Origin of the sequence: Methylosinus sp. KRF6 (genome assembly GCF_018887255.1) — a bacterium.
GTDB classification, from domain to species: domain Bacteria; phylum Pseudomonadota; class Alphaproteobacteria; order Rhizobiales; family Beijerinckiaceae; genus Methylosinus; species Methylosinus sporium.
Genome location: NZ_JAHLJF010000001.1, coordinates 4,294,370 through 4,307,505 on the forward strand (window position 1 = coordinate 4,294,370; position 13,136 = coordinate 4,307,505).

Here is a 13,136-nt window from a genome sequence, read left to right on the forward strand (position 1 = left end):
CGGACATTGACGCAACATTAACCCTCGGCGTCCCCTAATCGCGCCATCGACCTGACGCGCGATTTGCGCGCTTCATTGCGGGGGCGATGAAATGGGCGAATTGATAGATTTTTCCGCGAGGGCGAGACCGGCGGCCGCTGCGCCGCCCATCGTCGGCGAGGCGCAAATTCTTTTCTTTCTGGGCGTGCGCTATGTGCGGCCGGAGGAGGCGGCGACCAAAACGCCGGGCGGCGGCGGCAAGGCGTCGAGCGGCGGCCGCAAGCGCAAACGCCGGGCGTGACGCCTCAGTCGGCGAGAATCAGCGCCCAATAGACCTTGTATTTCGCATTGGGCGCATAGGCGGTCGCGATTCCCATACGCGTCGCTTTCTTCATCAGCAAATTCTTATTGTGCGGCGGCGACTGCCGCCATCCAGAGAAAGCTTCGGCGAGCGTGTGATAGCCGGCCGAGACATTCTCCGCGGCGCTGACGCTGCGCATCCCGCGCGCGGTGAGGCGCATGTCCAGCGTTCCGCGCACCTCATGGCTCAACGAATTGGCGCTCGCCATGGCGCTCGCCTGCGCCTGCGCGGCCTCTTGCAATGTGGGGTCCAGCGCCAGCGCCGAGAGCCCGTTGTTGCCGCGATAGAGCGAGATCATCTCCCGCGCCGCCTGCGCGTCGACGCGCGCGTTCGGCGCAGCGAGCGAGCGATAGAAGCTCGGCTGCTCGGGCTCTTTCGGCAGGCGGCTCTCGCTCGTGCAAGAGGCGAGCGCGAGAAGCGCCGCGGCCGGCGCGAGGAAGCGAAGGGAGCGAGACATGCGGCTTTCGTCTGTGAGTGGAACGAAACGGAATGCGCGCGCCTTCTACACTCATTCGCCAGCCACCGCATAGTCCCGCTCGCGTCCGCTCTCCAGCGCGCGCGGCGAGGGCGCGAAAGGCTCCAGCCCCATCACCTGCACCACCGCCGGCGCCGGCGCGGGGGCGGAAATCTTCACCTCCGCCTCGGCGAAGCGGCGGTAGATGTCGAAGAGCAGATCGCTCTTCACCCGCGTCGCCTGCTCGACATCCTCGACATAGCACCAGAGCTCGAAACGGAAGGCCGTCTGCTCCATGGAGAGGAACATCACTTGCGGCGCCGGAATGCGCAGCAGCCCGTCCTGCGCCTTGGCGGCGGCGAGCAGAAGCTCGCGGATCTGCTCGGGATCGACGCCCGAATGCGGGGCGATGGCGATTTTGATGCGGCCGATGCGATCGTTGCGCAGCCAATTCTTGACGACGCCGGAGACGAGATTGGAATTGGGCACGATCATCGTGGCGCGGTCGAAAGTCTCGATCTCGGTGGAGCGCACATTGATGCGCTTCACATAGCCCTGCTCCTCGCCGAGCACGACCCAATCGCCGACGCGGATCGCCCGCTCCCACAGCAATATGAGGCCGGAGACGAAATTATTGACGATCGATTGCAGGCCGAAGCCGATGCCGACCGACAGCGCGCCGGCGACGATGGCGAGCCGCTCGAGGCTGAGGCCGAGCTCGGCCAGCGCCACGGCGACCGCCAGAATGAATCCGGCGTAGCCGAGGCTGGCGCCGATGGAATGGCGCAGGCCCATGTCGAGCCGTGTCAGCGGCAGCAGGCGCTGATCGAGCCAGCGGCGCAACGCCTTGGTCGCCCCGTAAGTGAGCGCGAAAAGGGCGAGCGCCGTCGCCATTCCGGCCGGCGAGATGGTGACCTCGCCGATTTTGAAACCGGCATAGGCGGTCTGCAGATTGCCGAAGAAATCGCCGGATTGGAAACCGTAAGGGACCAGAGCGACGAAGAGCGCGAAGGCGTAGAGGCCGAGCGTCGCGACGCCGGTCAACACCACAGCGAGCTGGCAGAGCGATTCTTGCCTCGCGCCGAAACCGGAGACGAGGGTCCGCCCGAGCGGCGTCTCCGGCTGGAAGAGGCGCTGAAGGCCGGTCTCGACGAAGGCGAGCAGCAGATAGAGCGCCGTGCCGACCGCCGCGAGCCAGGCGAGCTGCAACACCAGAAAATTGGCGAAGGCGACATAGCCCGCCGCCAGCGCGCCCGTGATGACGACGATCTCCACCCAGGCGAGCAGACGAAGGGCATAGATCCGGTCGCGCCCGTCGAGATCGGCGCCGGGGTCGCCCTCGCATGTCTCATGGCGCGTCGCCACGGTGACGATGAGAAAGACGATGGCGATGAACAAGGCGCCGGCGCCGCGCGTCAGCACGATCACCGGAAGGCTCGCCTGCACGAATTCGGCGATCTGCTCCAGAACGCGCGTCGCCGCGGCGACGAAGCCGATGAGAACCGCGAGATAGAGCATCCGCCGCGAGAGTCGATCGCCCAAGCCGACGAGCCGCCATTGTGGCAGGCCCGGCGCCAGCAGTCCGCGCGCCAGCCCATAAGAAACAGCGACGAAAGTCACGGATTCGGACAGTCGCCGGCCGAGGGGCGCGAGAACGGCGTCCTCGAGCTGAAAGCCGTCGAGCGCCAAAGCGACGGCCGCGACGATGGCGATCGGCAGCGCTGCGGTCACAATGGTCGTCGTCAACGCCGCCGCCGCCTTGCGGAACCGATCCGGCGCCTCGACCTCGGCCTCGCGCTTCGAGAAGCGGCGGGCGAAGAGAAGCGCCGGGACGCCGAGCAGCAACGTGAAAAATATCGTCGCCAGAAAAGTCTCGATCTGCCCATTGCGCAGCCGCGCCGAGACGGCCTCTCCGCGCTGCTCCAGCAGCAGGCCGAAAATCTTGGCGTCATAGGGCAGCTCCTGCAGAGCGGCGCTCCACAGAGCAGGGGAGAACAGCCCGCTGGTGCGCAGGAACAGCGTCTTGGCGAAGAGCGCCCGCTGCCGCGCGCGGATCGCCAGAGCGGTCTGCCGCGTCTCGATCGACAGCGCACGCGCGCGCTTCAGCGTCGCGTCCACCTCCTCATAGAGCTTTTTCTGTTCCGCCCATTCGGCGTTGACGCTCGCCGTCGCCAGCGAGCCGCTGTCCACGGCCGGAGCCGGCGCCGGACTGGTCGCGGGCGAGGAACGCATTTCGGCCGAGGCCTTGGCGATGACCGCCCGGCCGTTGCCGGGCGCGCGCGCTCCCTTGCCCGGGGCGGGCTCCTCCTTCTTGGGCGGAGCCTCGGCCGGAGCCGGAACCGGCGCGGCGGCTGGAGCCTCCTTCGTCTCGCTCGTGGGCTTAGCGGGGCCCGAGAGCTCGTCGAGCCGCGCCTGCAGCGCCGCGAGGCGCGGCGTCAGCCGCTCGACCACATCCTGCAGCTCGGCCGGGAGCGCATCGACCCGATCGCGCAGGCTCTTGAGCGTGGCGTCGTTGAGCGAAGGATCGGCGAGGGCCGCCTCCACCTCGTCGAGCGTCGCGCGGGCGACGTCGAGCCGCGCGTTGAACTGCTCCAGCGAGGAGGAGGGCTCGGCGGCGAAGGCAGCGCTCGTGACGAAGAGGATGAGGCAGAGGGCGAGAAACCGGCGCAAGGCGGAGCTTTCGGTGGTGAGACGAGCCATATGAGCAATGAGACGAAAAATTCGCCAATCTTGCGGCGGCGGCGAGAGTTCCGCTGCTCGCGCGGGACTATCAGTCTCCCGCCGGGTAGCGATGCCGCCCTCCGGCGCGGTCGCGGACGCGCCAGCCGCCGTCCTCGTCCTGCTCCAGATGCGATTGCTGGAGCGGAACCTTACCGAAGCCGCCGGGAATGTCGAGAACGTAAGAGGGCAGCGCGATTCCCGAGAGCCGCCGCGCCAGCTCGGCGTAGAGCGCGCGCCCACGCTCCAGCGAGAGGCGGAAATGCCCGGTTCCGGGCGCGAGATCGGGATGATGCAGATAGTACGGCTCGATCTGCGCCCGCACCAGAGCGCGCATCAGCTCTTCCAGAGTATCGACCGCATCATTGACGCCGGCGAGCAGCACGGTCTGCGCCAGCGTCGAAATCCCAGCGCTTTGGATGCGGCCGACGGCCGCGCGCGCCGGAGCCGAGAGCTCGCGCGCGTGATCGACATGCATCACCATATAGACGGCCTTGCCGCTCGCCTTCAGCGCCGCGAGCCGTTCCGCCGTCACGAGGCGCGGCGCCGCGGTCGGCGCGCGCGTATGGATGCGCAGCACGGCGACATGGGGAATGGCGGCGAGCTTTTCGGCCGCTGCGGCGAGACGTCGCGCCGAGAGCGCCAGCGGATCGCCGCCGGTGAGAATGACCTCGAAAATCTGCGGCCGCTCCGCGACATAGGTCAGCGCCCGCGCCAGCGCCTCGTCGGAGAGCGTCGCGCCCTTGCCGAGGCCGACGGTCTCGCGGCGGAAGCAGAAACGGCAATAGACCGGGCACACGGAGAGCAGCTTGAGCAGCACGCGATCGGGATAGCGATGCACCAGCCCTTCGGTCGGGCTGAAGGCGTCGTCGCCGATCGGATCGGAGCGCTCCTCCGGGCGCGTTTCCAACTCGCGCGGGTCCGGCAGAAATTGCCGGGCGATCGGATCGGCGGGGTCGGCGCGGTCGATCAGCGCGGCGATTTCCGGCGTCACGGCGACGCTATAGCGGGCCTCGACGGCGCGCAGCGCTTCCGCGCCCGCCGGATCCACGAGCCCGGCGGCGACCAGATCGGCCACGGATTTGAGCGTCGCCTCCGCCTCATTGCGGGCGGGCGATCCGAAGCCGTGGGACGGCTCCTGATTCGTTTCCTCGCCGCGCTCCGCGCGATAACGGGCTCTGTCCTCGGTCATCTGGCCGCTTATACGGCCGAATCCGCGCGTCGCAATGGGGCTGCGCCCGCTGAATCGGCGAGCGTCGCTGTTTTCCGGGCGCGACTGGGCGGGAGCCGAAAGTTTGAGCGCGGACGACTTACGGAATGATTTGCACTCTGGCGGCTTGTGAATATAGTGCGCGCCGATCCGAGGCCGAATCTGAGCCGGCCGGGATTTACGGAGGGGTGGCCGAGTGGTTGAAGGCGCACGCCTGGAAAGTGTGTATACGGGAAACCGTATCGCGGGTTCGAATCCCGCTCCCTCCGCCACTTCAGTCCCTGAGTGGGCACTGAGTTTACGCCGTTTTTCGCGGTGAGCGCCTGAAGTAGCCGCGTCTTCGATCCCATGATCCGAACTTCGCCGTCTGCCACCTCGACGCGCTGGGCGAGCGCGCGGAGGTGATCACGGCGGTAGCCGCCGCCTTCGAGGCGGATGCGCTGGCGCGCTGTCTTGGCGAAGGTGCGGACCATTTGCGGGGTGATGGCCTTGGCGCCCGAGTTGTCGAGCATCGCCTGCGCCCGCTCAGCGTCGGCCTTGGCCTGATCGCGGATGGCCTTGAGACCGTTGATGCGGTCCTTGAGCGCCGGATCGTCGATGTCGGCCACGCCTGCCTCGATGGCGTCGTAGAGGCGCTTCAGACGCAGTTCCGATTCGGCGGCGCGCTTGTTGAGTTCCGCGATATGCTCGCAGCGGCGCTCGGATTGCTCCTGCCTGCGATCGAGGGCGCTGGCGAGGATGGTCTCCAGCCGCTCGGGCTGGAGAAGCTGGCGTTCGAGGTGGTCGGCGACAAGATCGTCCAGCTTGTCCATCGGCACAGCCATCCCCTCGCAGGCGGTCGGCCCCTGCCGGGCTTTCATCGAGCAGGCGTAATAGCGGTAGCGCCCGCCCTTGCCGGTGCGGATGGTCATGGCCCCGCCGCACTTGGCGCAATGGATCAGGCCGGTGAGCATGGTCGGGCCGCTGATGACGGCGGATGGCATGACCTTGGGGTTACGGGCCTTGAGCAACGCCTGCACGGTGTCGAACGTCTCGCGGTCGATGATCGGCGGGACCGGAACCGTGACGATCTCGCTGACCGGCTTCAACTCCTTGGTCTTGGATCGCTTGTTGAACTCATGCTCGCCCATATAGGTGCGGCGCGTCAGGATGCGGTGAACCTGTCCGATGCCCCAGCGCCCGCCGTCGCGCGTGAAGATGCGGCGGCTGTTGAGGTAGCTGACGATGTTCTTCACGCCCATCTGGCCGGTGGTCCCGTCGCCTTCCAGCGCGAGGCGATAGATCAGCCGCACCGTGTCGGCATGGAGCGGGTCGATCTCCAGCTTTTTCTTGGTCTTGGCCCCGCGCTGCTCGGCCGCGACGACGCGGTAGCCGATAGGGGGAAGCGAGCCGTTCCAGAAACCTTGCCGGGCGTTCTCCTTCAAGGCCCGCATGACGTGCTTGGCGTTTTCCTTGGATTGGTATTCATCGAACAGGGCCATGATCTGCCGCATCATGACGTTCATGGGATCGTCGCCCATTTCTTGCGTGATCGACACCAGCTTGACGCCATTCTTGGCGAGCTTGCGAACGTAGAACTCGAGCTCGAAGTGGTCGCGGAAGAACCGGCTGAACGAATGGACCACGACGACATCGAACGGCGCGGGCTTCGACGTGCCCGCTTCGATCATGCGCTGGAACTCGGGCCTGCGGTCGTTGGTCGCCGAAGCGCCCGGCTCGACATAAGTTTCGACAAGTTGATAGCCGCGCGAGGCGCAATAGGCATCGCCCTGCCGCTTCTGGTCGGGGATCGAGACATCATGCTCGGCCTGCCGCGCCGTCGAGACGCGCAGATAGAGGGCGGCGCGTAGCGGCACGGTCATGATGGCAGTCTCCTTCTCGAATGGTGGTCCCGGCCCGAACTATCGGACGCACACGGCCGCGCTCTGCAATGGACGCGCGCGTTCGACCCGTTCACGCTCCTTGGGTGTGTTCATCACCTCCCAAAGGTCGTTGCGCCGCTGCACGTTGAGCCAGAAGTCGGGGCTGTTGCCGAAGACGCGGGCCAGGATTAGCGCGGTCGCGGCCGTCACATTCCTGCGGTTGCCGCACAGTTCATTGACGTGCTTGCGCTGAACACCCATCGCCTCCGCGAGCGCGCCTTGTGTCAGCCCCATCGGCTCCATGAACTCTTCGGTCAGTATCTCGCCGACGCTTGCCGGCTTGCGCTTGGTGGTCAGCATGTTCGCCTCGCTCTTATCGGTAGCTGTGATCGTCCAGATAGATGCCGTCCGCCTCGCCGCGCTCACCATCCCAGCGGAAGATCAGCCGGTATTGCTCGTTGACGCGGATCGAATGGAGACCTGCCAGATTGCCTTTCAGCTTCTCGAAGTGGTTGCTGGGGGCACACGCAAGTCCTGATCGGTCACGGCGTCGTCAATCATCTGGAGCTTGCGGAACAACCGGGCTTCCAGGTCGGATGGGATGTTGCGGGATTGGGCGTCGTCCCTGAAAAAGGCCCGCAACCATTCGTCCCGAAAGCCAACGATCATCCCGCCTCTCCAACTATGAGTATATGTACCGCACTATAACTCATATTGCAATGGGGCGGGTCAGCCCTCGGAGCCGAACAGTTCATCGAACAGGTCTCCGAACCATTGCTCGAACACCTCGATCTCGGCCTGCGTGACTGGAACGGGATGGGGCCAGTCGTCGGTGACGGTCCAGGTGGACAGGTCGTGCTTGGGCGGGCGGCCCATAGGGACATGGTATCCCAACAACTCGTCCAACTGCTCCGACGCCGTGGGCGGCCTGATGCGCCGGGCGCGGGCGCGGGCGCGGGAGCGCGCGCTACGATCAGACGCCATCGAGGTCGCGCCCGCTTCCGGGCCGCCACGCCACGGGGTTGGCCACCCATCGGTTGATGTCGGATTCCCGCCATCCCGCGCCGTTGACGCTGATCCTGATCTGGGGCGGGAACGTGCCCTCTCCGACCTCGCCCGCGTGTGCGTCAAGGAGCCCCAAGACGTGGGCGGAGGGAGGGCCGACGTGCAGTTCCTGCATGGGCGGATGACTATCGTGTGCGAATGCAAACGCACCTTCGCGAACGAGGGCAACGACCGCGCGGCTATTCGCTTCGGCGGGCAATTGACCGCCTATCAGCTATCGAGCGTGACCTTTTCGGCACTGTTGATTCTGGACCTCTTCGATCGGCGAGGGAGCTCGGAACACCTGAGGAACAGGGCCTCGGTCGAGTTCGTGATGCACGAGGGCACGGAGTACGCGCTGGCGATCTTCAGGTTGCAGGGACGGCGGAAAAGCCCGTCCAAACTCAAGGTGTGAAAGCGGCGGCGTCCGCGCCCATGGCTTCTCGCGCCTTCGTGCCCCTATCCGGCCCGCCAGAGGATTCAGACCCGCGCGAGGGATGGCCGTCGCGGCGTGATTTGGGGCCCGGTAAAAAGTTGGGGTGCGCACGGATCGCCACAGCGGCGTCGGGCTCGACAACGCAGCGGACGGGGGAGGCACGCCATGTATCGCGACATCGCGCAGTGGACGATGGTCAGGCGAAAGGTCCTCGAGGAGGGCGTTTCCAGACGGCAGATCGCGCGCGAGACCGGCATTAATCGGGGCACGATCCGAAAAATGCTCCTTCATACTCTACCGCCGCCATTCTCTGCTCGATCGCCGCAATACCCCAAGCTCGGACAACACATTGAGACGATAGATCGCCTCGTCGCCGCGAACAGATCCGCGGCGACGGAACCCCGGTCGTCAGTCGCGGCCATATCCAGGGCGTTGAAGCACGATGAAGGTTTTGCGGGCAGCTACAGCGCCGTGAAGGGTTACGTCGGCAAGCACTTCGGTCCCGGTCGCAATCCCGGCGTCGGGGTTTGGGACGACATTTACGAGATGATCCTGTTGCTCAAAAAGCCCGACGCAATTCGATTCCTGCATGAGCCGCCAAGCGATCATGGAATAAACCGCACGTCGTGGACCATGGCCCATCTTCGCGAGGTTCTGGCGAAGGAGGGCGCGCCCGCGTGCGCGGAGGTCGTCCGATCGATCATCAAGGCGGCGGGTTATCGGTGGCGCAAGGCGCGCGTCGTCCTCACCTCCAACGACCCCGAATACGCCGAGAAGCTGGCCCGTATCCGTTCGATCCTGTCCGGCCTCGGCGCCGACGAGGCGTTCTTCTCCATAGACGAATTCGGCCCGTTTGCTGTCAAGGCGAAGGCGGGCCGCGTCCTCGCGGTGCCCGGGGAAATGCCGCAGGTGGCGCAGTGGCAGAAGTCCAAGGGATGCCTGATCCTGACCGCCGCATTGGAGCTTTCGGGGAACCAGGTCACCCACTTCTACAGCCTGAAGAAGAACACGACGGAGATGATCCGCATGATGAATCTCCTCCTCGACCGCTACCGCGACCAGCGCAAGCTCTATCTTTCATGGGACGCGGCCTCATGGCACGTCTCAAAGAAGCTTTTCGAGCGGATCGAGGAGAACAACGCGGCGGCGATTGAAACCGGCGGGCCCCTCGTCGAGACGGCGCCGCTGCCGGCGCGGGCCCAGTTCCTCAACGTCATCGAATCGATCTTCAGCGGGATGGCGCGCGCCATCATCCACAACAGCGACTACGGCAGCGTCGACGAGGCCAAGGCCGCGATAGACCGCTATTTCGAGGAGCGGAACAGGCATTTCCGCGAGCATCCGCGCCGCGCGGGCAATCGGATATGGGGCAAGGAACGCGTTCCGCCCGAGTTCGCCGAGGGGAACAACTGCAAGGACCCGCGCTATCGCTGAACGCGGACGCCTTCATCGAAAACCGGGAATTCAGGCCATCCATTCGCCCATGAAATCATAAAGCATTGCCAATCAGGCTTGATAAGCATCTCCAAGAAAAATCCTTCGGATGACTTACGTGCCCGGCGCTCCGTCGCCTACTGAAAGAAATATCATAATATATGTAAGTAAAAGCCGCTTCCGCCGGGATTCGGCCCTCCCGGCGGGTTTTGACTCGGTTTATGGGTGCAATTGGCAGCTTATGGGTATTTGCACATCGGCCATCACACGTCCAAATTGGCGACGTTCAGCGCATTCTCCTGGATGAATTCGCGGCGCGGCTCGACGATGTCGCCCATCAGCTTCACGAAAATATCCTCTGCCTCCACCGCCTCCTTCACCTTCACCTGCAGCAAAGAGCGCACCTCGCGGTCGAGCGTCGTCTCCCACAATTGCTCGGCGTTCATCTCGCCGAGGCCTTTGTAGCGCTGAATGGTGAGGCCTTTTCGGCCCTGCGCCGCCATCGCGTCATAGAGCGCGATCGGGCCGGAGAGCGCGGTCTCGTCGCCGCGTCGCGCCAGCGCCGCCGGGCCGGCGAAAATCTCGCGCAGGCTCTCCGCGCGCTCCTGCAGCTTGCGCGCTTCGCTCGAGGCGAGCAGAGCGGCGTCCAGCGTCACCGCCTGCGCCACGCCGCGCAAAGTGCGGCGGAAGACATAGCCGTCGTCGCGCAATTCGCCGGTCCAGCCGCGCTCGGTCTCTTCCGCTATGGCGTTGAGACGCTCCGCGACTTCGGCCGCCTTGGCTTCGTCGGGCGGCGATTGCAGCGCGCCGGCCATCGACGTCTGCTCGACGACATTGCGGTCATAGCGCGAATGCAGCCCGTTCATAATGGTGCGGAAGGAGCGCGCGTCCTCCAGCGCCGCGCGCAGATCCTTGCCGGCGCGCGTCTCGCCATTGCCGCAGCGGAGCGCGGCGCCGTCGAGCAGCGAGTCGATGAGATAATCCTCGAGCGCGCGCTCGTCCTTCAAATATTGCGTCGATTTGCCCTTGGTCACCTTATAGAGCGGCGCCTGCGCGATGAACACATGGCCGCGATCGATCAGCTCCGGCATCTGCCGATAGAAGAAGGTGAGGATCAGCGTGCGAATATGGGCGCCGTCGACGTCGGCGTCGGTCATGATGATGATCTTGTGATAGCGCAGCTTGTCGGCGTTGAACTCGTCGCGGCCTATGCCGGTGCCGAGCGCCGTTATCAGCGTGCCGATCTGCTCGGACGACAGCATTTTGTCGAAGCGCGCGCGCTCCACGTTCAAAATCTTGCCGCGCAATGGCAGCACGGCCTGGAATTCGCGATTGCGGCCCTGCTTGGCCGTGCCGCCGGCGGAGTCGCCCTCGACGATGAAGAGCTCGGCCTTCGCCGGATCGCGCTCCTGACAATCGGCGAGCTTGCCGGGAAGATTGGCGACGTCGAGCGCGCCTTTGCGCCGCGTCAGCTCGCGGGCCTTGCGCGCCGCCTCGCGCGCGGCGGCCGCCTCGCAGACTTTGGAGACGACGCTTTTCGCCTCTTGCGGATGCTCCTCGAGCCATTGGTCGAGCAGCTCGTTGACGACATTCTCGACTGCCGGACGCACTTCGGACGAGACCAGCTTGTCCTTCGTCTGCGAGGAGAATTTCGGGTCCGGCACCTTCACCGAGACGACGCAGGTCAATCCCTCGCGGCAGTCGTCGCCGGTCAGATCGACCTTCTCGCGCTTGGTGAGGCCGGAGCGCTCGGAATAGCCGGTGATCTGCCGCGTCAGCGCGGCGCGAAAGCCCGCGAGATGCGTGCCGCCGTCGCGCTGCGGGATGTTGTTGGTGAAGGCCAGAATATTCTCGTGATAGGAATCGTTCCACCACAGCGCGACTTCGACATTGATGTGCTCGCGCTGGCCGTGGATGAGGATCGGCGCGCCGATCAGCGCCGATTTGGCGCGATCGAGATAGCGCACGAAAGCCTCGAGCCCGCCTTCGTAATAGAGCTCCTCGCGCTTTTGCTCCGCATGGCGCGCGTCGGTGAGCACGATGCGCACGCCCGAGTTCAGAAAGGCGAGCTCGCGCAGGCGATGCTCTATGGTCGCATAATCGAACTCGACGACCGTCTTGAATGTCTCGAGCGACGGCAGGAAGGTCACTTCCGTTCCGCGCTTGGGCTTGCCGTCCTCGATCGGCGCTTTGCCGACGACAGCGAGCGGCGCGACGGAATCGCCATTGGCGAATTCCATGAAATGCTCGCGCCCTTCCTGCCAGATGCGCAGCTTCAACCAAACGGAGAGGGCGTTGACGACCGAGACGCCGACGCCGTGCAGGCCGCCCGAGACCTTGTAGGAGTTCTGGTCGAATTTGCCGCCGGCGTGCAGCTGGGTCATGATGACCTCGGCCGCGGAGACGCCTTCCTCCTTGTGAATGCCGGTCGGAACGCCGCGGCCATTGTCGGTCACGGTGCAGGAGCCGTCGGCGTTCAGCGTCACGGTGACGAGAGTCGCATGGCCGGCGAGCGCCTCGTCGATGGCGTTGTCGACGACCTCATAGACCATGTGATGCAGGCCGGTGCCGTCATCGGTGTCGCCGATATACATGCCCGGGCGCTTGCGGACGGCGTCGAGGCCGCGCAGGACCTTGATGGAATCCGCGCCATATTCGGGCGGCGTGGCGGCTCCGTCTTCGGTGTCGGTCATGCGGGTTTGGGCTCCTCGGGCAGGGCGGGACGACGGCTCGATTCGAGAATGTTGTTTTTACCGCGAAAGTCGGGTGAAAAGCGAAGAAAAACCGAGCGGCTGCGCTGCGGGGCGCGCGAATTGACCGCAGCGGCGGGCTTATGGTATCTATCATCTAGTAGATACCATGCGGAGCCCGAGCGATGAGCGCCACAGCCAAGCTGTTCATGCATGGCCGCAGCCAGGCCGTGCGCCTGCCCAAGGACTGCCGTTTCGAGGGCAAGGAGGTCAAGGTCACCAAGGTCGGCGACAAGGTGATTTTGGAGCCGCTTCACGAGGGGCCTTTCGATGTCGAGGCGTGGTTCGCGCGGCTCGACGCTCTGGGCGCGCGGGACTTTCTGCCCGACGGCCCGCCGGAGGATCCGCCGAGCGCTCCCGATCCGCGTAAATTCATCGACGAATGATCTGCCTCGACACCAATGTCGTCATTGCGGTGATCAACCGCCGCAACGCCGATGTCGCGCGTCGAATGGGCGAGGCGCTGACGCAGCGTGTCGAGATCAGCCTGCCCGTCATCGTTTTGTACGAGCTTCGCTACGGCTACGCGCGCAGCGATCGCAAGCCGCTCATGGAGGCCTTGCTGGCGGAGTTTCTCTCGCCGGGAATCGCCGTGCTGCCTTTCGATGAGGAGGACGCGCGCCGTGCCGGAGACATTCGCGCCAATCTCGAAAAGCGGGGACAGCCGATCGGCCATTATGATTATCTCATCGCCGCGCAGGCGCGCCGCCGCGGCGCGATATTGGTGACGGCGAATGGCCGGGAGTTCGCGCGCGTGCCGGGGCTGATGGTGACGGATTGGGCGGGCTGACGGCCGCGCGCGCATGAACGGGGGAGATATGCGCCCGCCACGAGCAGCGTGGTGGATGTGCTGATGGTCGATGCCGGGTTGCATCGCTTGCTCTCGAT

At 65.2% G+C, this 13,136-nt stretch carries 11 protein-coding genes, 1 tRNA gene and 3 pseudogenes; 6 read left to right on the forward strand and 9 right to left on the reverse strand.

All coding sequences use genetic code 11. The features are described 5' to 3' along the window. The first annotated feature begins 91 nt into the window (after nucleotides 1-91). Complete coding sequence (locus tag KP010_RS20225; RefSeq protein WP_108915899.1) at nucleotides 92-280, forward strand: hypothetical protein; 189 nt, start codon at nucleotides 92-94, stop codon at nucleotides 278-280. 4 nt (nucleotides 281-284) lie between these two features. On the opposite strand, the gene KP010_RS20230 is transcribed toward KP010_RS20225, so the two are convergent. From KP010_RS20230 to KP010_RS20240, 3 genes are all read right to left on the reverse strand, one after another. Further along, complete coding sequence (locus KP010_RS20230; RefSeq protein ID WP_108915898.1) at nucleotides 285-797, reverse strand: CAP domain-containing protein; 513 nt, start codon at nucleotides 795-797, stop codon at nucleotides 285-287. 51 nt (nucleotides 798-848) lie between these two features. Continuing rightward, nucleotides 849-3,464 carry a DUF3772 domain-containing protein gene (locus KP010_RS20235; protein ID WP_246659720.1) on the reverse strand — a complete coding sequence of 872 codons (2,616 nt, stop codon included), beginning with the start codon at nucleotides 3,462-3,464 and terminating at the stop codon, nucleotides 849-851. 100 nt (nucleotides 3,465-3,564) lie between these two features. Beyond that, nucleotides 3,565-4,704 carry a lysine-2,3-aminomutase-like protein gene (locus tag KP010_RS20240; RefSeq protein ID WP_142861816.1) on the reverse strand — a complete coding sequence of 380 codons (1,140 nt, stop codon included), beginning with the start codon at nucleotides 4,702-4,704 and terminating at the stop codon, nucleotides 3,565-3,567. 200 nt (nucleotides 4,705-4,904) lie between these two features. Between KP010_RS20240 and KP010_RS20245 the strand changes: the two genes are divergently transcribed. Beyond that, nucleotides 4,905-4,994, forward strand: a tRNA-Ser gene (locus KP010_RS20245). Here KP010_RS20245 and KP010_RS20250 read toward each other — a convergent pair. The 5 genes and pseudogenes from KP010_RS20250 to KP010_RS20270 all read right to left on the reverse strand — a co-directional run. Further along, nucleotides 4,965-6,584 (reverse strand): annotated as a pseudogene (locus KP010_RS20250) (recombinase family protein); the annotation flags it as partial. The gene KP010_RS20245 and the pseudogene KP010_RS20250 overlap by 30 nt on opposite strands. A 39-nt stretch (nucleotides 6,585-6,623) precedes the next feature. Continuing rightward, complete coding sequence (locus KP010_RS20255; protein WP_142861817.1) at nucleotides 6,624-6,944, reverse strand: HigA family addiction module antitoxin; 321 nt, start codon at nucleotides 6,942-6,944, stop codon at nucleotides 6,624-6,626. A 13-nt stretch (nucleotides 6,945-6,957) separates the two neighbouring features. After that, nucleotides 6,958-7,253: pseudogene (locus tag KP010_RS20260) on the reverse strand (type II toxin-antitoxin system RelE/ParE family toxin). A gap of 60 nt (nucleotides 7,254-7,313) precedes the next feature. Continuing rightward, on the reverse strand, nucleotides 7,314-7,478 hold the full coding sequence (locus tag KP010_RS23445) for a hypothetical protein (RefSeq protein WP_185966398.1): 165 nt from the start codon (nucleotides 7,476-7,478) through the stop codon (nucleotides 7,314-7,316). 79 nt (nucleotides 7,479-7,557) lie between these two features. Beyond that, nucleotides 7,558-7,698, reverse strand: a pseudogene (locus tag KP010_RS20270) (helix-turn-helix transcriptional regulator); the annotation flags it as partial. 51 nt (nucleotides 7,699-7,749) lie between these two features. Between KP010_RS20270 and KP010_RS20275 the strand changes: the two are divergent. Together KP010_RS20275 and KP010_RS20280 are read left to right on the forward strand one after the other, a co-directional pair. Further along, complete coding sequence (locus tag KP010_RS20275) at nucleotides 7,750-8,043, forward strand: hypothetical protein (protein WP_142861819.1); 294 nt, start codon at nucleotides 7,750-7,752, stop codon at nucleotides 8,041-8,043. 186 nt (nucleotides 8,044-8,229) lie between these two features. After that, the gene (locus KP010_RS20280) at nucleotides 8,230-9,498 is read left to right on the forward strand and encodes an IS630 family transposase (protein WP_246659721.1); all 1,269 of its coding nucleotides are present in this window, start codon (nucleotides 8,230-8,232) and stop codon (nucleotides 9,496-9,498) included. 263 nt (nucleotides 9,499-9,761) lie between these two features. Here KP010_RS20280 and gyrB read toward each other — a convergent pair whose 3' ends face one another. After that, nucleotides 9,762-12,191, reverse strand: a complete 2,430-nt coding sequence (gene gyrB / locus KP010_RS20285; RefSeq protein ID WP_216281415.1) for a DNA topoisomerase (ATP-hydrolyzing) subunit B — start codon at nucleotides 12,189-12,191, stop codon at nucleotides 9,762-9,764. 182 nt (nucleotides 12,192-12,373) lie between these two features. On the opposite strand from gyrB, the gene KP010_RS20290 reads away from it, so the two are divergent. Together KP010_RS20290 and KP010_RS20295 are read left to right on the forward strand one after the other, a co-directional pair. After that, nucleotides 12,374-12,634 carry an antitoxin gene (locus tag KP010_RS20290; RefSeq protein WP_216281417.1) on the forward strand — a complete coding sequence of 87 codons (261 nt, stop codon included), beginning with the start codon at nucleotides 12,374-12,376 and terminating at the stop codon, nucleotides 12,632-12,634. Further along, nucleotides 12,631-13,038 carry a type II toxin-antitoxin system VapC family toxin gene (locus tag KP010_RS20295; protein ID WP_216281419.1) on the forward strand — a complete coding sequence of 136 codons (408 nt, stop codon included), beginning with the start codon at nucleotides 12,631-12,633 and terminating at the stop codon, nucleotides 13,036-13,038. The genes KP010_RS20290 and KP010_RS20295 overlap by 4 nt, the downstream gene beginning before the upstream one ends. The last annotated feature ends 98 nt before the right edge of the window (nucleotides 13,039-13,136 follow it).

What these genes read in the sequence shown, in the direction of transcription:
- KP010_RS20225 (WP_108915899.1), top strand. Translation starts at nt 92, where the DNA reads ATGGGCGAATTGATAGATTTTTCCGCGAGGGCGAGACCGGCGGCCGCT.
- KP010_RS20230 (WP_108915898.1), bottom strand. Translation starts at nt 797, where the DNA reads ATGTCTCGCTCCCTTCGCTTCCTCGCGCCGGCCGCGGCGCTTCTCGCG.
- KP010_RS20240 (WP_142861816.1), bottom strand. Translation starts at nt 4,704, where the DNA reads ATGACCGAGGACAGAGCCCGTTATCGCGCGGAGCGCGGCGAGGAAACG.
- KP010_RS20255 (WP_142861817.1), bottom strand. Translation starts at nt 6,944, where the DNA reads ATGCTGACCACCAAGCGCAAGCCGGCAAGCGTCGGCGAGATACTGACC.
- KP010_RS20280 (WP_246659721.1), top strand. Translation starts at nt 8,230, where the DNA reads ATGTATCGCGACATCGCGCAGTGGACGATGGTCAGGCGAAAGGTCCTC.
- gyrB (WP_216281415.1), bottom strand. Translation starts at nt 12,191, where the DNA reads ATGACCGACACCGAAGACGGAGCCGCCACGCCGCCCGAATATGGCGCG.
- KP010_RS20290 (WP_216281417.1), top strand. Translation starts at nt 12,374, where the DNA reads ATGAGCGCCACAGCCAAGCTGTTCATGCATGGCCGCAGCCAGGCCGTG.
- KP010_RS20295 (WP_216281419.1), top strand. Translation starts at nt 12,631, where the DNA reads ATGATCTGCCTCGACACCAATGTCGTCATTGCGGTGATCAACCGCCGC.